This window comes from Polycladomyces subterraneus, from assembly GCF_030433435.1.
Lineage (GTDB): Bacteria > Bacillota > Bacilli > Thermoactinomycetales > JIR-001 > Polycladomyces > Polycladomyces subterraneus.
In genome coordinates this window covers 40,665-61,365 of record NZ_JANRHH010000020.1, presented here as the reverse complement: position 1 = coordinate 61,365, position 20,701 = coordinate 40,665, and the positions used below count along the sequence as shown (strand labels likewise).

Annotated in this window: 24 protein-coding genes; 5 read left to right on the top strand and 19 right to left on the bottom strand. The window is 51.0% G+C overall.

Annotation, left to right across the window (positions count from 1 at the left end; genetic code table 11):
- Positions 1-22 precede the first annotated feature (22 nt).
- The 13 genes from NWF35_RS04650 to NWF35_RS04595 all read right to left on the bottom strand — a co-directional run bounded on the left by NWF35_RS04650 (position 23) and on the right by NWF35_RS04595 (position 11,333).
- Complete coding sequence (locus tag NWF35_RS04650) at positions 23-457, bottom strand: GNAT family N-acetyltransferase (protein ID WP_301237909.1); 435 nt, start codon at positions 455-457, stop codon at positions 23-25.
- Between the two features lie 151 nt (positions 458-608).
- Complete coding sequence (locus tag NWF35_RS16790; RefSeq protein ID WP_363321554.1) at positions 609-809, bottom strand: ArpU family phage packaging/lysis transcriptional regulator; 201 nt, start codon at positions 807-809, stop codon at positions 609-611.
- Between the two features lie 578 nt (positions 810-1,387).
- Positions 1,388-1,567: a hypothetical protein gene (locus NWF35_RS04645; protein WP_301237908.1), complete on the bottom strand. Its 180-nt coding sequence runs from the start codon at positions 1,565-1,567 to the stop codon at positions 1,388-1,390.
- 1,147 nt (positions 1,568-2,714) lie between these two features.
- Positions 2,715-3,047, bottom strand: a complete 333-nt coding sequence (locus NWF35_RS04640) for a RusA family crossover junction endodeoxyribonuclease (RefSeq protein WP_301237907.1) — start codon at positions 3,045-3,047, stop codon at positions 2,715-2,717.
- On the bottom strand, positions 3,040-3,321 hold the full coding sequence (locus NWF35_RS04635; RefSeq protein WP_301237906.1) for a hypothetical protein: 282 nt from the start codon (positions 3,319-3,321) through the stop codon (positions 3,040-3,042). Before NWF35_RS04635 ends, NWF35_RS04640 begins: the two co-directional genes overlap by 8 nt.
- Entirely contained in the window at positions 3,318-3,893 is a 576-nt protein-coding gene (locus NWF35_RS04630; RefSeq protein WP_301237942.1) for an ATP-binding protein, read from the bottom strand. The genes NWF35_RS04635 and NWF35_RS04630 overlap by 4 nt, the downstream gene beginning before the upstream one ends.
- A 462-nt stretch (positions 3,894-4,355) precedes the next feature.
- Positions 4,356-5,132: an enoyl-CoA hydratase/isomerase family protein gene (locus tag NWF35_RS04625; RefSeq protein WP_301237905.1), complete on the bottom strand. Its 777-nt coding sequence runs from the start codon at positions 5,130-5,132 to the stop codon at positions 4,356-4,358.
- 5 nt (positions 5,133-5,137) lie between these two features.
- Positions 5,138-6,292: a thiolase family protein gene (locus NWF35_RS04620; protein ID WP_301237904.1), complete on the bottom strand. Its 1,155-nt coding sequence runs from the start codon at positions 6,290-6,292 to the stop codon at positions 5,138-5,140.
- A gap of 11 nt (positions 6,293-6,303) precedes the next feature.
- Entirely contained in the window at positions 6,304-7,134 is an 831-nt protein-coding gene (locus tag NWF35_RS04615; protein ID WP_301237903.1) for an SDR family NAD(P)-dependent oxidoreductase, read from the bottom strand.
- A gap of 41 nt (positions 7,135-7,175) precedes the next feature.
- Positions 7,176-9,020, bottom strand: coding sequence for an AMP-dependent synthetase/ligase (locus NWF35_RS04610; RefSeq protein WP_301237902.1), 1,845 nt, complete (start codon positions 9,018-9,020; stop codon positions 7,176-7,178).
- 57 nt (positions 9,021-9,077) lie between these two features.
- Complete coding sequence (locus NWF35_RS04605; protein WP_301237900.1) at positions 9,078-9,434, bottom strand: SCP2 sterol-binding domain-containing protein; 357 nt, start codon at positions 9,432-9,434, stop codon at positions 9,078-9,080.
- Between the two features lie 43 nt (positions 9,435-9,477).
- Entirely contained in the window at positions 9,478-10,617 is a 1,140-nt protein-coding gene (locus NWF35_RS04600) for an acyl-CoA dehydrogenase family protein (protein WP_301237941.1), read from the bottom strand.
- Between the two features lie 86 nt (positions 10,618-10,703).
- A complete protein-coding gene (locus tag NWF35_RS04595; RefSeq protein WP_301237899.1) occupies positions 10,704-11,333 on the bottom strand; it encodes a TetR/AcrR family transcriptional regulator in 630 nt (209 codons plus the stop codon).
- A gap of 290 nt (positions 11,334-11,623) precedes the next feature.
- Between NWF35_RS04595 and NWF35_RS04590 the strand changes: the two genes are divergently transcribed.
- On the top strand, positions 11,624-11,995 hold the full coding sequence (locus NWF35_RS04590) for a DUF4179 domain-containing protein (protein WP_301237898.1): 372 nt from the start codon (positions 11,624-11,626) through the stop codon (positions 11,993-11,995).
- Here the strand turns inward: NWF35_RS04590 and NWF35_RS04585 are convergent.
- Positions 11,967-12,188: a hypothetical protein gene (locus NWF35_RS04585; protein WP_301237897.1), complete on the bottom strand. Its 222-nt coding sequence runs from the start codon at positions 12,186-12,188 to the stop codon at positions 11,967-11,969. The genes NWF35_RS04590 and NWF35_RS04585 overlap by 29 nt on opposite strands.
- A gap of 477 nt (positions 12,189-12,665) precedes the next feature.
- Positions 12,666-13,541, bottom strand: coding sequence for a LysR family transcriptional regulator (locus tag NWF35_RS04580; RefSeq protein ID WP_301237896.1), 876 nt, complete (start codon positions 13,539-13,541; stop codon positions 12,666-12,668).
- Between the two features lie 135 nt (positions 13,542-13,676).
- Between NWF35_RS04580 and NWF35_RS04575 the strand changes: the two genes are divergently transcribed.
- The gene (locus NWF35_RS04575; RefSeq protein ID WP_301237895.1) at positions 13,677-14,885 is read left to right on the top strand and encodes an MFS transporter; all 1,209 of its coding nucleotides are present in this window, start codon (positions 13,677-13,679) and stop codon (positions 14,883-14,885) included.
- Positions 14,886-15,000: 115 nt separating this feature from the next.
- Here the strand turns inward: NWF35_RS04575 and NWF35_RS04570 are convergent, their stop codons facing one another.
- The 3 genes from NWF35_RS04570 to NWF35_RS04560 all read right to left on the bottom strand — a co-directional run bounded on the left by NWF35_RS04570 (position 15,001) and on the right by NWF35_RS04560 (position 18,006).
- A complete protein-coding gene (locus tag NWF35_RS04570) occupies positions 15,001-15,807 on the bottom strand; it encodes an alpha/beta fold hydrolase (protein WP_301237894.1) in 807 nt (268 codons plus the stop codon).
- Entirely contained in the window at positions 15,808-16,815 is a 1,008-nt protein-coding gene (mraY, locus tag NWF35_RS04565) for a phospho-N-acetylmuramoyl-pentapeptide-transferase (protein ID WP_301237893.1), read from the bottom strand.
- A 114-nt stretch (positions 16,816-16,929) separates the two neighbouring features.
- Positions 16,930-18,006, bottom strand: a complete 1,077-nt coding sequence (locus tag NWF35_RS04560) for a M42 family metallopeptidase (RefSeq protein WP_301237892.1) — start codon at positions 18,004-18,006, stop codon at positions 16,930-16,932.
- Positions 18,007-18,108: 102 nt separating this feature from the next.
- Here NWF35_RS04560 and NWF35_RS04555 point away from each other — a divergent pair, with 102 nt between their 5' ends.
- The 3 genes from NWF35_RS04555 to NWF35_RS04545 all read left to right on the top strand — a co-directional run bounded on the left by NWF35_RS04555 (position 18,109) and on the right by NWF35_RS04545 (position 19,970).
- Complete coding sequence (locus NWF35_RS04555; RefSeq protein ID WP_301237940.1) at positions 18,109-18,264, top strand: DUF896 domain-containing protein; 156 nt, start codon at positions 18,109-18,111, stop codon at positions 18,262-18,264.
- A 163-nt stretch (positions 18,265-18,427) separates the two neighbouring features.
- Positions 18,428-18,760: a transcriptional regulator gene (locus tag NWF35_RS04550; protein WP_301237891.1), complete on the top strand. Its 333-nt coding sequence runs from the start codon at positions 18,428-18,430 to the stop codon at positions 18,758-18,760.
- 130 nt (positions 18,761-18,890) lie between these two features.
- A complete protein-coding gene (locus tag NWF35_RS04545; protein ID WP_301237890.1) occupies positions 18,891-19,970 on the top strand; it encodes a M42 family metallopeptidase in 1,080 nt (359 codons plus the stop codon).
- 89 nt (positions 19,971-20,059) lie between these two features.
- Here the strand turns inward: NWF35_RS04545 and NWF35_RS04540 are convergent, their stop codons facing one another.
- Positions 20,060-20,641, bottom strand: a complete 582-nt coding sequence (locus tag NWF35_RS04540; RefSeq protein WP_301237888.1) for a TetR/AcrR family transcriptional regulator — start codon at positions 20,639-20,641, stop codon at positions 20,060-20,062.
- Between the last annotated feature and the right edge of the window lie 60 nt (positions 20,642-20,701).

Sequence of the window (20,701 nt, the reverse complement as noted above, 5' to 3'; positions counted from 1 at the left end):
TTGATTATCTTCTGATTTCGAATTAAATAAGGTACTTCGTAAATACCTTTTGGGTTTTTGACTGTTCATAACCAATTTTTGTATAGAATGCATGAGCTCTTAAGCGAGTAGAACCTGAACGTGCACGAACGTAAGCACAGCCGTTATTCTTCGCCCACTCTTCACAACTTTGCATTAATTGTTGTGCAACTGAGGTGCCTCTATGGTTACTGTCTACTACAATCCCCCCAATTTCAGCAAATACAGGTCCATATAAATAATAAGTCTTATACGCATGTACCCAACCCACAATATTCTGGCCAACTTCCGCGACAAAAACAGCATGATCCTCATGATTCAAAAACCGCTGTAACCAGATACTAACTGCTTCTTGACTCGTGGGGTAATCCAACTGGCCTGACAAAGCTGCTATATAGCCAGCGTCTGAAACGTTAGCACATCTTATTTTGACATCCAATGAAGATCACCTCGCTAATATAATTTCGACAAAAATTTCGACAAAAAAAGACTGCTGACCTGCTACCTTTGTCAGCAGTCTCAGTGTATGAGACTAATCTCATACACTTTTTGATTATCTGGATTCTATCGGTAAATCCAACCGTGTTCTCTTAAATCAGATTTAATGCTATTGCCAGTTTATCCAATGCCCGTCTTTTGATCCGGTAATAGGTTCGCTTACTCCACCCAAGCTCATCGCAAACAATCATATCATCCGCGGACGCTCGATCCAGGTACCGCTTTTCAATCAAATACCGCTCATCCAGATTCAAGACCCACAATGCCCGCTCAATCTGTTGGAGTCTGACCATCTTGGTGGCCGGATGATGGCATATCGTTCCGTGGTGGATTGGTATTCGCTATGCCCACCACTCACCGATTCCTTATATACCGGAATGCAGGAGGGAAACAGATTCCCAAGGCCCTCCCGCTCCAATTGTCGTTCGTTTTCAATTGCCACTTTCAGGACCGGGTATTCCCGCAACAAACGCTCTACCTGCCACCGGTAAGACGGCTTTTTATATTTAACTACAGGCGCGTTTTTCGGTGCCGCTCCCATCTCCCACGCTCCCCTTTACTTGATTTAAACGGGCTTTATTTTGGTGCGTTCGTGCGTCCACCCGTTTCTTTTGACGCAACGATTGAACATATAGAGACCATTAACCGACAACCAGACACAACCCTTGCAATGGTTTTTAATTACCGGCACTTTCATCTCTGACGTCTCCCATCACTGACATGGTCATCACTCCTTATCCGCACGTTTCAAAAGTCTAGGTGAACATCTCGCCATTTGTTCCCGATACTCATTTATCCGACGTCCCTTCTCCATCATTCTTCTTCCTAGCGTTCCATCAATAAAATGGTTTTTCACCCTATATTTCATTCATCATCCCTCTCGAAACTCCACGATGATTTTTCGCGTCTTACTGTCGATCCGCATCGATTTCACTTGTTTATCAGCGTGTCGTGCTTTGATTTGCGTGGCCAAGGATTGGAGAAGAGTTTGCACCGCCCGGCCATTAACACGACCGGACGGAATCAGCACCCATGCGGAGTTTTTCCACACCTTCCTAGCCACTGATAACACCGCGTGAGGCCATACACTTACCCCCTCGGCAATGTTATCCCTGTTTGCCCTTGATACTTCCCGCGACGATCAGCATACGTCACACCAGTCGTTGGCCACGGAAAAACAACACTTGACAAATACCCTGACCGGCGTTATCGATATCAACCTTTGCCGAACGGATTACCAAAAGCGGTTAAATATCAGCTAAAACGTTCATGATGATAATGCACACCTAGGTTACCCACCTACCTGGGTAGTGCCCCTGGTTTCACCTTCTTGAGGACGAGGCTACACAAATGTGTGGTCTCGTCAGTCATTTTTATACCTATTAGACTAAGCCCAATTTTTGTCACCCCTCGATCCAAACCAACATAATGTTGTCACGTGCCTAACACCCATTTTTGCTCACCTTCAGGTGGGCTTTATCCACAAATTATTCACATTTTATACACAGCTCTGTACTAATCAGAGCATAGGATGAATATATTATTCTCAGGGTTAGTAATCCCGGTGCTTCCCTATGAGCTTCACATAAGCCGATCAAACGATCGGTTCTTTTCGCCTGTGGCTAATGAATTTTTTTCATTAATTTGGGTAAGACATTAATGAGGCTAAAAGTACATTGTTAAGGCCTCGATGCAAAGGCAGACCCCACCCCTGCCCGATGGGCGGGGGTAAATTTTTGAGCCCATTTTAATCAACAACATTTAACCGGGCACATATCCTGTTTATATCTCATGACGATCCCTTTCCTACCATCCCCGGTAGGTTTTTTTCATCATACCTGCCTCCCACCCTCTTCGTCCCTCGCTACTTCCCAAAACTCCACGATGATCATCCGCCCTTGCTTGTCAATTCTCAACGACTTAATGACTTAATAACTTACTTGGTTCCCTGACTTGATTCCGATAACTAAGCTCTGTAAAATGATTGTACGTTCTGCTATCAGCTTATGGGGATCTGGACCTGGACTGTTTCCAGTCCTTTTTTGTTTCGTCGATGATGCCTTAAATACCATCCCTCTACCGCTGCCTTAATCCGCAAGCGCAAACGCATATGCAAAACCCATCAGAAACATGCCGTTTCGCCGTCATTGTTGATCCACTTGAACACCCCGCCAAAGAAAAGCAGGAGGGAAAGAATGTTAAGCACTGTCGACCACCTCTTTTTCGGGTGTGTAATTGGTGACTGATACCAACACACACTCATCATTCGGTGAGTTTACGTAATGCTTCCGGGCGAATACCTCCATCACTTGCCGATCATCGGTCCATGCGATGCCGTTCAGCGCGTCCAGGATCGTCTTTTGCATGTTGTCGATGTCGCCTTCCTTCCCGTGTTTCCACAAGTAAATAACCATCTTCACGGCCACCGGGCCATCATACCGAGGAACCGTACCTGGGGTGATCGCTTCCCGCGATATGTCATCCGTGGGGCCGGAACACACCGGCCCGGAACTACGAATTGGATCATTCACCTTTCCTCCTTCCATACGCTCCGCTTTGTGCCGAAAATACCGCCTGGTCTCGGTTCCCTTTTATGTCTAAATCCATAAGCAGTAGAAAAACCTCAGCCGATTCTCTCTCGCATGCATTGGCAATATCCATTAACGAAAAACCTTCATTCCAAAGCCTTACAATGCCTGGAATATCGTCCTCATCCCAAATAACATCAAGATCCTCCAAGGCGATATATATATTCCGCCCTTGACTGCCAATGGTGTTACGGCAGCTGGTCGTCCCATGCTTCATCCGCTCCAGTCCTCATCCTCAAACCGGTAATTCAGATTGGGTTCACCACGAAGGACCACCGTGTAATGCTTGCACATCTCGTAAATCCGTGATCCGATGCCCTCATTGATGTCACAGATTTGGTCAAAGTCCCGCTCGGAGGAAACAAGGATAGGTAAGTGATTAAAGTAACGGTAGTTGATAATGGCGAAAAGCTGTTCAAGCTGAAAGTCCGTCGGTTTCTTCCGGCCTTTGAAAAGGTCATCAATGAACAGAACCGGAACACGCTGCATTTGTCGAACCCGTTCATCAAGATCCCCAAGGTTGTCTTTCAGTTCGTTGAAGCCTTCCACCCATGGGAAGTAGAGAACGCCGACTCCCTTTCTCATCAGATTGTTGGAGATAGCCATCAGCAGGTGAGTTTTACCGCAACCTGGTATGCCTAGAAAAGCGATACTGTTTTTTCGTGTCTCTTTGATCTCCTCGAAGTCCTCCACATATGCTTTAGCGTATGCATACGCCTGATGTATAAGTGAAGGACGGCCTTCAAGGGTGAAGTTGTCGAAGTCCAGCCGCTGAAACTCCTCAGTGATACGGCTAAACTTAAATAATCGTTGGGCTTTCTTCTTCTCGTGGCACCAGCCCGATCCCCCGAGTGAGAGGATTAAGGAAATTCAAGCGGAAATTGAACGGATAAAAAAACGGCGCAGGAAATGGCAAGAGGCGTTTGCAAATGATGTCATCACTTTGGAGGAATTAAGGGAAAGAACCCAAGAAGACAGGGAGCGAGAGGCACTGCTAAAAGCGGAATTAGAATCGATCCTGCAAACTGGCAGCACCACTCCGGATATCGCGTGATGAGTTAATAGAGGCATTAAAGAATCTTCGATATGTATGGAAACATGCTTCACGACAGGAACGAAAAGAAATGATCCGCGGCATCTTTTCTCGACTCGTCGTCGATAAAGAGCCTGGCGGATCATATAAACCAGTAATCATTAAGGATTTTGAGCTAGCAAGAGGAAACGTTGTAATTTCGTAACGTTATGGAAGGACTACCTTCCCCTGAACACTGGTTCCCGTTTTGTGAAGAATGCCTGAATGCCTTCCGCGGCATCTTCGGAGACGACCACCTTCAACATCTCTTCTATCTCCAAGGCTAGTCCTTCCTCCAGGGATTGTTCCAATCCCCGTCCCACAGCCCGAATAATCCCTCGCATTGCCAACGGTGCGGAACCCCGCGCCATGGAGGCGGCCAGCTCAAAAGCTTTTTCACGGAGATGATCGTGAGGGAAAATCTCATTGATCAGACCGCAGGCTTTCGCCTCTTCGGCAGAAATATGCTCCCCCCGCAGCATGTAATAGAGAGCGCGTCTTTTTCCTATCAGACGTGCCATGCGCTGGGTCCCGCCGTATCCGGGTAGAATCCCCCGTTTGACTTCCGGGAGCCCCAGCTTGGCCTGATCCGAGGCTACTGCCAGATGGCAGGCCATTTGCAGCTCGCATCCCCCGCCCAGCGCGTACCCGTTGAGGACAGCGATAATCGGTTTCGGAAAGTGTTCGATGCGAAGGAACAGATTGTGTACTTTGCGGATGACTGCCTCGGGACCACCTTCCGCCTGGCCGAACTCCGTCATGTCTGCTCCGGCAGAAAATGCGCGATCTCCGCTCCCCGTAAGGAGAATGACCCGTGTCGCCTCATCCTCTTCAAGGTCATCCAGAATCCGGCCCAACTCCTCCAACGTGCCCACACTCAGGGTGTTATAGGGAGGGCGGTTGATGGTGACCGTGGTGACGAAATCTCTGGTTTCTACCAGAAAATGTTTCCACATGCCCCTCACTCCTCCCGCTCCAGGATGGTGGCGATGGCCATCCCAAAGCCGATGCACATGGTAATCAGGCCGAAACGGGATTTCCGTCGCTCCATTTCATTGACCAACGTGGCCGTGATCCGGGCTCCGCTGGCCCCCAGGGGGTGGCCCAGGGCGATTGCCCCGCCGTTGACATTAACTTTTTCCCAAGGGGCACCGGTTTCGCGTTGCCAGGCCAGCACCACAGAGGCGAAAGCTTCATTCACTTCGAAGAGATCGATGTCCTCCAACCGCAATCCCGCTTTTTTCAACACTTTCTCCGTCGCTGGGATCACACCGGTCAGCATGATCGTCGGGTCCACGCCCGCAGTGGCGGTGGCTACAATACGGGCACGGGGGCGGATGCCCAGCTCCTTCGCCTTTTTGCGGGAGGCGATGAGAACCGCGGCTGCGCCGTCAGAGATCTGGCTGGAGTTACCCGGGGTGACAACACCGTCAGTCTGAAATGAAGGTTGCAAGGTGGCCATCTTTTGCAGATCAGTATCCTCCCGGGGAGTCTCGTCCATCTCCATCAGTCGCAAGTTTCCGTTCTCATCCTCCACCTCGATGGGCAGGATTTCGTTGTCAAACCGCCCTTCCCGTCTGGCCTTTAGTGCTTTTTGGTGACTTTCATAGGAAAACGCATCCAGTTCCTCCCGGGACAAAGCCCAACGGGAGGCGATCATCTCTGCGGAAAACCCCTGAGGAATGATCATATACCGGTCAGTCAGTTTTTCGCTGAAGTTGCCTCCGTCGCTCCCCATGGGAACACGGCTCATGCTTTCCACCCCGGCAGCGATGAACAGGTCCCCCATCCCCGCCATTACTTCGTGTGCGGCCTGATTCAATGTCTCCAGACTGGAACCGCACATCCGATTGGAACTGACGCCACACACCTCCACCGGAAACCCGGCGATCAGAGCGGCGAGGCGGCCGATGTTGTAACCCTGTTCGCCAATCTGGGTGACACAGCCCATTTTGACATCCTCCACCGCCCCCGGGTCGATTCCGTTTCGTTCGACGATGCCGGACAATACGTGCGCCGCCATCTCATCAGGCCGTGTCCGGCTCAGCATTCCCTTTTTTCGTCCCATCGGCGTCCGGACGGCATCCAGGATCACGGCGTCCTTGTCCTGCTTCATCCCGATCCCTCCTAAAAAGTGAACAGTTCGATTCCGCCGGAGACGTTCAGTTCGATCCCAGTGATGTAGCGAGCGTGATCCGAGGCCAGGAAACAAATGGCATTCGCAATATCCTCCGGTTCCCCCGGCCGTTTGAAAGCGGTGCGCTGGATCATTCGCTCCTTCATCTTGGGATTGATCATCTGAAAGGCTTCGGTGTTGATAATCCCTGGAACGATGGCATTCACCGTGATGTTATACCGCGCCCCTTCCAAGGCCATGCTCTTGGTGAAACCCAAAATGCCTGCCTTGGTAGCGGAGTAGCTCGCCTGGCCAAAACCACCCAGTGTGCCGGCCACGGAAGCCATGTTGATGATGCGCCCCCACTTTTGCTCCTTCATGATCGGCCAGACAGCCTTAGTGGTGTTGTAGGCACCGGTTAGATTCACCTTCAGGTCCCTTTCCCAGAAGGCATCATTCTGGTCTTCGATCTGGGAGACGTGATCCAGCGTCCCTGCGTTATTGACGAGGATGTGGATCCCTCCCATCTCCTCTTTTACGAGACGAAACACTTCCGCTACTTGCTCCCGGTTGGTCACATCCATGCGAATGGCCATGGAACGCCGACCCATTTTGCGGATCTCTTCGGCGGTTTTTTCGGCATACACTACCCCGGTGGATTGCATCACCTGGCTGATCGGCCCGTATTTTTCGGCGACTTCTTCGTTATTTTCGCTTTCCAGAAGGATATCCGTAATTACCACGTCGGCGCCTGCACGGGCCAGGGCGAGCGCATCCGCACGACCCAGTCCCCGGGAGGCACCCGTAACCAACGCCACTTTCCCCTCCAAAGAATACGTCATCCATCTTCCCCCTTCCACCTGCTGAATGAATGGTCAATCATTCAAACGCCTACCTTGGGCCTTTCGGTTTTCGACGGCGTTTCTTCAGCGTAAGCTCGCTCGATGAGTTCCCGGTAGCGCTTCTCGATTTCCTTCACCCGCACCTTCAGAGTCGGGGTGAGTTCACCGCCTTCGATCGTCCATTCCTTTTCAGCCACGAGTACCTTTTTCGGCTGCTCGTAGGCGGCAAAACCGGCAGTCAGCCGTTGCACCTCTCTTTGCAGCAATTGTTGCACCTCGGTACGGCGAACCAACGACTCCCGAGGTTCAGTGGACCATCCTTGTTTCTGGGCCCAGGGCTCCAAATTCTCAAAATCGGGCACCACCAAGGCGATTACGTATTTGCGTCCGTGGCCGATTAGGACGGACTGGGCGATGTAGGGACTATTGTTGATAGCGTTTTCGATGGGTTGAGGAGCGAGGTTTTTTCCGGTGGACAGGATGATCAGGTTTTTCTTGCGATCGATGATTTTCAGGTACCCATCCTCGTCCAGTTCTCCCAGATCCCCCGTGTGCAACCATCCGTCCCGAATCTGTTCCTTGGTGGCTTCCGGGTTTTTATAGTATCCCTGCATCACGTTGGGCCCCCTGACCAGCACTTCCCCATCGTCAGCGATGCGTATCTCCACGTTGGGCAGCGGTTTTCCTACCGTACCAATCTTCGTTCGAACCATCGGATTGGTCGCGATCACCGGAGCTGTCTCCGTCATACCATACCCTTCCAATACCGGTAGGTTGATCGCCCAGAAGAATTGGGCGATCTCCGGGTTCAGCGGCGCTCCTCCTGAGACCATCCCCCTGATCCGACCGCCGAGACGCTCTTTCACCTTGCGGTAGACGAGACGGTCGGCAATCTTCCAACGCAGTTTCAATTTGGGAGGCAAGCCGCCCCCCAACAGGAGCTCGTCGATCGGAGTGCGCAGATAGTATTCATACCGCTCCATCCCCACCCGGACTGCCCAATCGAAAATCTTGCGTCGCAAAGGCGTCCCTGCATCGACCTGTTCTTGTACTCGGGCATACACCTTTTCAAACAAACGGGGCACACTTGTCATCACTGTGGGTTTGACTTCCAGCAAGTTCTCTTGAATGGTGTCGGTGCTTTCCGCATAAGCGATCGTCGCACCCACGGAAAGAGGAACGAATTGTCCCGCTAACCGCTCAAAGACGTGAGACAAGGGCAAATAGGAGAGGAAAACGTCATCCGGAAGCACTTCGAGGCACCAGAAATGAATCCCCTCCATGTTGGCCAAAAAATTGCCGTGAGTGAGCATTACACCTTTGGGTCGGCCGGTCGTACCGGAGGTGTGGATAATTGTTACCAGATGGTCGCGGTCGATCTTCTTCCACTCTTCTTCCCAATTCTCCAGAGGATGTGCGGCGCCTTCCTTCAGTAAGGCATCAAATGAGAGAATACCTTTCTCCCCGGTGAAGCTCGGACCCGGTTTCATCACCACAATATTCGTCAGTTCCACTCCGCCTTCCCGGACTTTTTCCAGCTGATGTTCGTCCTCCACCACGGCCATCCGGCAATCCGCGTTCTTCAGGATAAAAGCCACTTGATCGGGGGGCAGCGTCGGATACACCGGCACGCTTACCCCTCCCAAGCTGGCTACGGCCAGATCCGTCACAGGCCAAAAGGGATGATTCTCGGAGATGAGGGCCACTTTGTCTCCGCTACGCAATCCGAAACGGACCAGCCCCGCGGCCGTATCCCGTACCTGTTCCCACAGTTGTCGGTAGGTGATTCCTCTGTATACACCGTTGGATTTGTACATCAAAGCAGGTTTGTCCGGGTAGCTGTTCACCGTTCGCCGCACCATGTCCAGCAGATTTTTCGGTTTCATGGACATCGGCCTCCCATCATGAGCCTCGTACGGCCTCTCCCTCACCCCGGCCAATTGTCAGACTTCGTATTTACTGAGGATGGACTGCAGCTTGATCGCCTTGCTCATATCGCCTTTGACCTTCAGTTTTCCGGTCATAAATGCCGCCGTGCCGTTCAGATTTCCCAGCAGCATGTCTTTGAAATCCTTGGCGTCCATTTGTAACGTACAATCGGCGGAGGCCGCTTCCCCCTCTACCACTTTGGCGGTACCGTTGGACAGGTGCAGCTGGTAAGTGGCTCCGTCATCCCCACTCAGCTCAAACTGGTAAACGCTTTCAATCCCTTCAACAGGTTTGGGATTCTCATTGATCCGTCTTTCAATTTCCTGAAACACCTCGGCAGTTTTCATGTCGGCACTGTAACGATTACTCATGATGAATTCCTCCTTATCTTTTATTTCCTATGATTTGGAATATTTATAATCCAGCAGCAATCACTTTTTTCTGAATTTGAGTTGTCCCTTCATAGATGGACAGAATCTTGGCATCCCGCATCCATTTTTCCACCGGATAATCCCGCATGTAACCGTAACCACCCAAGATTTGCACCGCGTTGGTGGTCACCTCCATGGCCGTCTCCGCCGCAAAAGCTTTGGCCATGCTCCCCTCCACTGCGCAGGATTCTCCACGGTCAGCCAGGTCCGCCGCTCGCCACGTCAGCAACCGAGCAGCATCGATCTTGGTTTTCATCTCCGCCAACATAAAGGAAATGGCTTGGTTTTTGATGATCGGCCGACCGAACTGCACCCGCTGCTTGGCATACTCCAATGCATACTCATATGCAGCCCGGGCTACGCCGACCGCTGCGGCGGCCACTGCCGGACGGGAGTACTCCAGCATTTTCATCGCCCCGAAAAAGGCCATGTTTTCCTCACCGAGCAGGTTTTCCCTGGGTACCCTGACATCCTCTAGGATGACATCGCCAGTGTGGGAAGCGCGGATCCCCATCTTGCGCTCCTTCTTGCCTCCCGACAGCCCCGGCGTATCTCCGGGTACGATGAATGCGGACACCCCGTGATAACCCGCATCCGGGTCGGTTTTGGCGAACACCACGTAAAGATCGGCAATTCCACCGTTGGTGATAAAGCATTTGCGTCCGTTGAGGACCCACTCGTCCCCGTCCAATACCGCCCTAGTCTGGATCGCCTTCACATCAGAGCCGGCTCCTGGCTCCGTCAGCGCCATGGCGCCCAGACGGGGGTTTTCCGGATCACAGAGATAGGGGAGCCACTTTTTCTTTTGCTCTTCGGTCCCCATGTAGTAGATAGGGAGACCTGCGAGCCCGATCGCCGAAATAGAAGTGGCGATCCCAGCACACCCCCAGAACAACTCCTCATTAATGAGGCAAGCCGCCATGACACTGGTCAACCCGCCGCCACCGTATTCTTCGGGGCAGGCAAAACTGGTAAGACCGGCTTTAGCCGCCTTTTTGAACACCTCCATAGGAAATTCTTCCTTCTCGTCGTACTCCGCCGCTACCGGACGAATCTCTTTTTCCGCAAATCCGTGTGCCCACTTGCGCAACTCTTCCTCTTCAGGAGAAAGCTGAAAGCACAGGGAAGACTGCAGTTTCTGCCGGGTAAACACGGCTTCGCCTCCTTTCGGATTCTCATGCGTACCGGTATGCATCAGGGAAAAGCCGATTACCTCAACGTGATAGGACGCCCCTCGGTCAGATTCGTGAAGGAGCTCACCACAATCCGATTCAGCAGCCTGGCCAGATGATCGATGTCCATTTCTTCCGATCCATCGGCCACCCGCTGGATCACCACTTCATTGATCGCCCCAACCATCGCCTTGGACACCACCTGGATTTCCGCTTCCGATACCCTCTGCGGCATGACCTCCCGTGCCGTCTGTTGAAACAGGCGAGCAAAGCGGGCATGTGCCTTTCGTCTCACAGCCTCAATTTCCCCGCTCACACCGGCGGATGTGATCAACAACAGACGGGCGACGGAATCTCGTTCCGTGCACAGTTGGAGGTATCGACGAATTCCGGCAAACCCTTTGTAGGTGGCCTGTTTCTCCTCCCGGACAGCCCGTTTTACCTCATCCAGGATCTCCTCTGCCAGCTGCTCGAATAGGCGGACGAGGAGATCCTCTTTGTTTCGGAAAAAGTTGTAAAAGGTAGTTTTTGAGACCCGGGCCGTCTCCACCACTTCCAAGATGGACGTTTCCTGAAACCCTTTGGAAGTAAAGAGCTGTAGAGCTGCAAACAGGATCTTGTCTCGAGCATGTTGCGGCATCTCTGTGGTGAAGAGTAGAGGTTGCATGAACGATCACTCCCTGATTGATACCAGTACGTACTGGTATTGTAGAATAATTGATTCCAATTGTCAATCCGTTCTGCTTATTTTAAATTGATTAATAATTAATGCACAGCGTTTTCAATGATCACATCGGGAGTAGAAGCGATTTTTGATAGGAGGAACGATCGCAGCTGGGTTTGTTTCCTCCACGATGGCTCAAGCAATAAAAGCGGATCCCATTGATCGGGACGGTCTTTGAAACGGTCGGAGATTACGGGCTGAAGACGGCGGATCAATAAGGCTTAACCTCTCCTGTGAACAAAGAGATTCAGATCGGCGGTGATACTTTCAAGGTGACAGAAGTGTTATATGACGGCAACCGTTTATCTGTCGGGTTTATGTATCGCTTCCAAGATAAGATTGATATGAGGCAATTGCCGGAGATGGAGATCCAAGTGAACGGGAAATTGAGAGGGACTGCACTCACGGGCGGTTCATTGGACTCACGAACCTTTCAAGGGATATTGCACGCCACTCCCGATAAGGGGTTGAAATCCTTCACGATCAACTTGGTTTTGACCAACAAAAAGGACCGCCACAAAACGTGGCAATTGGCTTTTCCGGTTCAACTCACTTCCCATCCGAAAGAGTTTACGGTCAATGCATCTCAATCGCCAAAGAGATGACGGTACAAGTATCAAAAATCACTTTTACCGAAACTTCAACGTCCATAAGCCGTTGAAAGATTTTCGAAGTAATCCCTTCTTCCCGACGGAACATATCATGACGGATGATCACGGCAGGGTGATTCAGAGTTTGGAAATGGCGCATGGCAGCGGACAACAGATTTCGATCGAAAGAAACTTTTTTGCCGTTCAAACGAATTCCCCGTTACGTGGTCCTGAAAACTATTAGTTGGGACTATCGAAACGTGAAGCTACCCATTCCCCATCTGGAGGTGATGGACAATGTGCCGACCCCGCAAAAGCCGATTCTTCTCTCACAAGGAAAGGCAAATTGCGTATCAACTGCGTGGAATTTTTACCGGACAAAACGGTTGTTCACTATCAGTCTTTGAGTAATGATCTGTTCCAGTATTATCATGAGCTGGAACTGAAAGACCACACAAGAAAATATCAAACATTGCGATTCTCCTAAGTAGAAAACCCGGACACCTACTCATTTGTCGCCGAGTTCCCGGCCTGGAAGAAAGGTGAGCCGTTGACGTTTGTTACGCGGGATCTTACGGCAAGTATCATCCGGGAAGATTTGGCTGTCAAAGTGATGATACCACAGAAATGACACCCAAGGCTTTGTTGGGCAAGGTGGCTTTCAGCTCTCTTGCTCAACCATCCTTCATCGAAAATAGTCCAACACAAACTGACGAAATAACTTCGCCGCCGGAGACAGGTACCTCCCTTCCACCCATGCGATGCCGATCGCACGCTGACAATGGGGAGATCTTACATGTAATCGCCGGATTTGTCGCATATCTTCCCCTCCAGTTTCCGGGATGAGCGCCACCCCCAAACCAGCCGAAACCAGACCGGCCACAGTGGTCACCTCTTCTCCCTCAAACGTAATATTCGGCGTAAATCCAGCTTGTCGGCACAATCGATCGGTCAATGCGCGCAAACCGTATCCCTTTTTCAGGGAGATAAACGGTTCGTCCGCAATTTCCCACAGGTTGATTTCGTCCCGATCTGCCAAGGGATGGTGTTCGGGAACAATCACGTACAACTCATCCCGAAACAATTCTTCCCACACAACATCCGACATTTTGACGGGTCCGGACGAGAGACACAAATCCAATTCCCCTGCCTTTAATCGCTCAAACAGAACGGAAGAGGCATCCTGGAACAATTGGAACTGAATGTGTGGGTGTTCCTTTCGAAACGAGCCCAATAAGTCGGGCACCAAATGGGTTCCCAAAGTATGCAGGAACGCCAGCGACACCGTACCGCGCTCAGGGTCCACCATATCCCGCAGTTTTTGCACACCTTCGTTAATCAGATCGAGGGCGGCATCCGCTTGCTCCAAAAACATCTCTCCATAACGATTGAGGCGAATGGAACGTCCCGATCTTTCAAACAGCGGCACACCCAATTCCTCTTCCAACCGAGCGATCGAGCGGCTCAGCGCCGGTTGAGAAATGGCAAGCTTTTTTGCGGCACGGGTAAAATGCTGCATCCGTGCAACCATCTGAAAGTATTCCAGCTGTTGCCACTCCATGTACATCCCCTCCATCCCATAACCAAAACGCATGAAACTCATGCAAATAATAAATTGGACAATATGAGCTGTCAAGCGTAAGATGATACAGTGAATCCGGTCGTGAATTCGAGTCGTTGGAAGGGATGACATGCAGTGGATGATTATATCGAAAGAGGAAGCAACGTCTATGGAAAGGCGATTACCGCACTGTTTTTGGGTAGCTTTGTGACATTCGCATCGCTATACAGTACGCAGCCATTGATTCCACTGTTGGCGAAACAGTTTCACGTCTCACCAGCATCGGCCAGCCTGTCATTGTCACTGACGACCGGTACTCTTGCCTTGTGTATGCTGATCATCTCCATGGTATCGGAATCGAAAGGGCGCAAACCCATCATGACGATTTCGCTGATGCTCGCCGCGGTCTTGTCGATCCTGGCCGCATTCAGCCCCAGCTTTTCGCTGTTATTGGTGATTCGTGCGTTACAGGGGATCGTACTTGCCGGTTTCCCTGCGATCGCCATGGTCTATGTGAATGAGGAGTTTCACCCCAAATACATGGGTCGTGTGATGGGCATCTATGTCGGTGGCAGTGCATTGGGGGGGTTGAGTGGTCGTCTGGTGGTAGGCTGGCTGACAGAAAAATTTTCCTGGCATGTGGCACTGGGCGTCATGGGTGTGATCGGTTTTCTGATCAGTTTGTGGTTTTGGCACAACTTGCCGGATTCGCACCATTTTTCTCCAAAACGGACCACTTGGCGTCGACTGTGGTCGTCGTTGTTGCGTAACTTAAAAGATCCTGCACTTATCTGTCTATATGGTATCGGATTTTTGCTGATGGGCGGTTTTGTTACCCTATACAACTACATTGGTTATCCATTGATGGCGCCACCCTATGATTTGAGCCAATCGAGTGTCGGTTTGATCTTTATCGTCTATCTGGTCGGCACGTTCAGCTCCGCGTGGATGGGGCGATTGGCTGACCGTTTCCGGCGCTCCACTGTATTGTGGTACGGGATTGGCATCATGTTGTTGGGAGCCGTCGTAACCATCAACCAACATTTGGTGGTGAAAATCATCGGTGTAGCCTTATTCACGTTCGGTTTCTTTGGCAGCCACTCGGTTGTGAGCAGTTGGGTGGGAAAACAGGCGCATCGATACAAAACGCAAGCGATGTCGTTGTATCTGCTCTTCTACTATCTTGGTTCCAGTGTGATAGGTACTAGCGGCGGTCTCTTTTGGAGCCGATTCGGATGGGACGGCGTCATTTCCATGATCGGCACGATGCTATTGTTGGCGTTGCTCCTTACCTTTGTGCTTGCACATGGAAAACGAGGACCGTCAGTTTCTGCCAAACATTAACCTCTTCTACTTAACCCCCCAATGATATTCAGATCATTGGGGGTTCATTGTGAAGGATGGTCAAATGGTAACATTCTTTATGGTAAACATGTTTCCATCATTTTCGGTTTATCATTCAAATCGGTTTGGATTTCATCACCCGATCCAACCAATCTCCGACCAGTGCACGCAACGTCTCTCGCTGCTCAATAGCCAAATAGTGGCCTGCACCGTCGAGCACAGCAAAACTGGCTCGCGGATACATTTTCATCAGGGACCACGCATCGTGGAAACCGGTAATGTGGTCTTGGCGGCCAGTTACGATCAGCACTGGGTGATGGAAAGGGGATTCCAACAAGTCCGGGTTGAATGTGAAAGCGTATTTCCGTTTGATCTTGGCCAAAAAACGGGTGTGCGAACGGGATAATTCCTCACCTGGAAGGAGCTCTCGTTTCATCATCTCCCAATTTCTTCGATCCTGAATCACGGCAATGGACTCCCATGTCTCCTTCTCCTTGTCAGTCAATGTGGCTACAAATCGTTCGTCGCGAAACAAGACGGTGCGCTCTGGCAGGTTTCGTTTGCTTTTGTCTGGTTCAACAACAGGGCACACAAGGAGCATTCCGGCCACTTGGGAGATCCGTTTGGCCAAAACACCCCGTGCCAGATATCCTCCGTAGGACTCTCCTACAATCAGGAAAGATTGATCTCCGATAATGTCATCGACCAACGACAAAATCGCGCCCAACAGGTCATCCGCACTTTCGATCCCGTTCAGCTCTCCCGTTCTCCCCATTCCCGGCAAATCCGCATAGATTCTGCGCCAACCGTTCCGTTTCTGAAACAGTGGCTCCATATATCCCATCATCGATCGGTGATCCAGACCGAATCCGTGCAGCATCAGAATCGACAGGCCAGATCCGATATCCAGGTGGTACAACATTTATCTGACGAACACCTCCAGATACACCCCCACCACCGCGAACAACCATCCAGCTATCCAGAAAACGACCACCACCTTCCATTCGGACCAACCGCAAAGTTCAAAATGATGGTGTAACGGACTCATGCGGAAAATGCGCTTGCCCCGCCATTTGAACGATATCACTTGCAATATAACGGACAAGGCTTCCGCCACAAAAACCGCACCGATGATAGGTAACAGCAGTTCCGTTTTGGTGATGACGGACAATGCCGCCAATCCGCCTCCCAGAGCCAATGAGCCCGTGTCTCCCATAAACACTTTGGCCGGGTGTGCATTAAACACCAAAAATCCGAGCAACGCCCCGATCACGGCCACTGAAAACAGTACGACGGACAGATTGCTTTGCACCCAACCGATCACAGCATAAGCGGTGTAAGCCGCCACAGCAGTCCCCGCCAACAATCCGTCCAGGCCGTCCGTCAGATTCACAGCGTTGGAAGTGGCGATCATGATAAGCAACAACAACGGCAGATACAGCCAGTTTAAGTGGATGACCCAGTCCGTCCCCGGTACGCCAACAGAAAATATGTACCCGATCGTGTTGGGGTGAAATACACGCACTTCTAAAAGTACCCAAAACAACACCAATCCAATGAAAAGCTGACCCAATAACTTTTGTCGAGCGGTCAACCCCAAATTGCGTTTCATCACCACTTTAATGTAATCGTCCAGAAACCCCAAAATGCCGTAACCCAAGGTGCCGAATATCAGAAAAAACACGTCGGCGTTGACCAGTTTCTTCAACCAATGCTGACCGAACGGGATGACGGTCAGCACAATCGACGTGAGAAAGATCACGCCGCCCATGGTTGGGGTTCCCGCCTTTTTCAAGTGTCCCTGTGGTCCTTCTTCCCGAATGCTTTGGCCGAATTTCAAACGGCGAAGGATGGGAATGACCATCGGGGACAACACGATCGTCATCCCCAGCGAAACTAACAACACATAGATCAACGACAACCGATCCATCTCCTTTCCGGACAATCCGAAACAGCAACGGGGGTTACTTTAGGGTTCTCCAGAGATTGCCAAATCCCTGTAGCCTTTTTTTGGATTGTAAGGAGTGAATCGGATCTATCGTTGTTAAAACCCACGAATCGACTCCAACGCAGACTTGTCGAGACGTTTGATGAGGGCTACCAAAAATTGTATGGCTGCTTCCACATCCTCTTTATCCACCACGGACGCATGGGAATGGATGTAACGGGCAACGATGCCCACCGCAGCGGAGGGCACGCCTTTTCCTGTCAGGTGCGCCTGACCGGCATCCGTTCCCCCTTGAGAGACGAAAAACTGGTACGGAATCCCTTCTGACTCTGCCGTATCCAACAAAAACTCTCTCATCCCGGGCAGCGTGACCATCGTCCGGTCAAAAATGCGGATGACCACCCCTTTGCCGAGCTTTCCGAATCCGTCGCGAACACCAGGCGTATCCCCGGCCGGACCGGCGTCCACGGCAAAAAACACATCCGGTTCGATCATCTGGGCAGATGTTTTCGCTCCGCGGGCGCCCACCTCTTCTAGAACGGTGGCCCCCGCATAAACGGTATTGGGGTGGGAAGTGCCTTTCAGTTCCCGCAACAGCTCGATCGCCATCCCGCAACCAAAGCGATTATCCCATGCTTTGGTCATGATCCGTCTGCCGGTGGCCATTTCCACATAAGGACAAACAGGAACGGCTGCATCTCCGGGTTGAATGCCCAGTGATTCCACTTCATCCTTGTCTCGTGCACCAATGTCGATAAACATTTTCTGGATGTCTACAGGCTTTTTACGTGCATCCGCATCCAAAAGATGAGGAGGCACCGAACCGATCACGCCGGGGATTCGCTCTCCTCTATCATTGATGACCTCCACTCGTTGCGCCAGCAACACTTGGCTCCACCATCCACCCAACGGCTGGAATTTGAGAAAGCCGTCTTCGGTAATGCGCGTAATCATCATGGCTACCTCATCCATATGTCCAGCCACCATCACTCGGGGGTGTTCCTCGTCACCCCGCTTGACGCCGAACAAGCTGCCCAACCGGTCATGTACCAGCTCATCGGCTAGGGGTTCCAAGTGTTTGCGTATCATCCGGCGCAAGTCCTGTTCAAAACCGGGAGCTGCAGGTGTTTGTGTCAGTTCTCGAAACAGTTCCCATTGAACCATATTGATCATCATCCTTTCTCTATTTACACGGGTTCCTTCTTACGGGTTGCCATCCATCGCGACTTTCGATAAAGTGTGTAAAGAGGAGTGAGAGTCGTGATTACCAAAGAAATGATTCAACGCATCAACGAATTGGCTCGTAAACAAAAAAACGAAGGCTTAACCCAGGAGGAAAAGCGCGAACAAGCCCAACTTCGCCAGGCTTATTTGGAATCGATCCGCGGACAGCTCCGACAACAACTGGATCGGATTCGTTTTGTCGATTGAGTATGCGTCCGTTTTGATTATATCAAAGTATGGGAAATCACGGGCTTTCAGCCCGATTGTTTTTTATTTGTGGTTTGTAATATAAACCGGTTGTTGAAATGAATTGATCTGTCTTATATGATGAAAGTAAGATTTTCCAATCCGTAAGAGGTGATCGCCCGTGATGCCCTTCAAAGAACTGGCACGTTTGGACAAAACCGTACACGAACCGGCTCGGCTGGCTATCATGTCCGCCTTGTATGCCTGTACCATAGCCGAGTTCCTGTTTTTGCAGGAACTGACCGGGCTGACAAAAGGAAACCTGTCGTGCCACCTGTCCAAATTGGAAGAAGCGGGCCTGATCGAAGTGGATAAACACTTCATTCGCAAAAAAATTCCGCAAACCACCATTCGGATTACACCAAAAGGCCGGTCGACGATGGAAGCGTATTGGAAGAAGGTCGACGACATCCGCTCGGTGATCCAACAATGGCGCCCTGTAGAAGCCAGTCGTTAGTAAGCTGCGGTTGTCCATCCGTTTATAACAGGATATGATGGAATCGTCATCACCATCAACAGTGGAGTCCTTGTGCCGAATGTCGACGCATATATTGATGATGCCAATCTGAATAAAGGAGAACCCGAAGATGCAAACATCATTGAAATCCATGTTGAAGGAACTGACGGAAGCTTTTGGTCCATCAGGTTACGAGCAACCGGTGCGCGATGTGATGCGGAAATGGGTTGAAACCCATGCTGATCACATCACCACCGACAATCTCGGTTCTCTGATTGCCGAAAAACGGGGTACGCAGGATCGACCGCGAGTGATGTTGGCCGGACATTTGGATGAAGTGGGTTGGATGGTGACCAGGATCACCGATGAGGGGTATTTGAAGTTTCAACCGTTGGGCGGATGGTGGAGCCAAGTGTTACCGGCCCAACGCGTAGAAGTTCGGACTCATCAGGGTACATTGTTGGGTGTCATCGGCTCCCAACCTCCCCATTCGCTCCCGCCTGCCAAACGAAAGGAAGCGGTTGAGATCAAGGATTTGTTTATCGACATCGGCGTGGCAGACCGGAAAGAAGCCGAAGCCATGGGGGTCCGCCCTGGTGATCCGATCGTCCCCCACTCGCCGTTCACAGTGATGGCCAATCCGAAATATTGGCTGGCCAAAGCGATGGACAACCGAATGGGTTGCGCGGTCGCCGTGGAAGTGATGCGCAGGTTGGATCAAAAGGATTTACCAGGCACTCTGTATGCGGTGGGAACGGTCATGGAGGAAGTGGGCATTCGCGGTGCCGGAACTTCCGCAGCCGTGGTGGACCCGGACGTCGCCATCGTGATCGATGTGGGGTTGGGCGGAGACACACCGGGCACCTCACCTGATGAGGCTCCCTGCCATCTGGGTAAGGGGCCGCTGGTTGTCATCTACGATGCGCTACATATCGCACACCGCGGCTTGCTCCAACTACTCAGGGACACAGCAAAAGAGCTGGATATCCCATTGCAGTATGAGAGCATCGATCGCGGCGCCACCGATGCCGGCCGCATTCATTTGCACAATCAAGGTGTACCGACGATTTCCGTAGGAATTCCGTCACGGTATATCCACAGCCATACTTCCATCATTCATGAAGACGACTTGGAACAACTGGTCCAATTGCTGACCGCGCTGGTGAAAAAGCTGGATCGCACGACTGTGGAGCGACTCCATCAATATTAGGGTACAAAGCCGATCCCCTTTGCGGGATCGGCTTTTTCTCAGTGAATGTTTCTTCCATCCGGGCTCGTCGATTTTCTGGAATAGCCTGATCAATCGGATTGAGGAAGCAGGGATAGTATCGCACGTTCGGCCATGCCAAAAGCGGTTTTGATTTCTTCTTCAGGAGCGCCATTTAACACCTGAAGGGCCAAACCATTCAAAATAGCTAACAGAGTCCTGACAAATGCCCGCTTTACCATACGATCGGTGAAACTGTTGGTACAGAGATTGACGATGCGTTCGATCAAATCATCTTGCATTTTTTTTACTTCCTGCGCCATGCGGGGAGACCATGAGGCCATGGACAATAGGTCAAAATAAACTTTGCGCCAAGGTGTATCCGTAAATTGTTCACGAACGATGGACATGATTTTTTTGATTCGATCTGTAACAGTTGCGATTGAATGAAGCTCCTCTCGAATGGAGGCCAATTGTTTTTCCAAGGTATACGAAGCTGCGGCAACTAACAACTCTTCTTTATTGGGAAAATAATAATGCACAAGACTTAAGGTGATGTCTGCTTCTTGAGCAATTTTGCGGACAGATAAAGAAGAAGATCCATTTTCCGCCAAACAACGAAAGGTGGATTCCAGAATGTGTTGGCGCACAGCAGTTTGGTGTTCTTTGTTCAAAACCCGCCCACCCTCCTTTTATTGTAATAAACCGTAGATGTGTGTTATAATGCGTGTTAT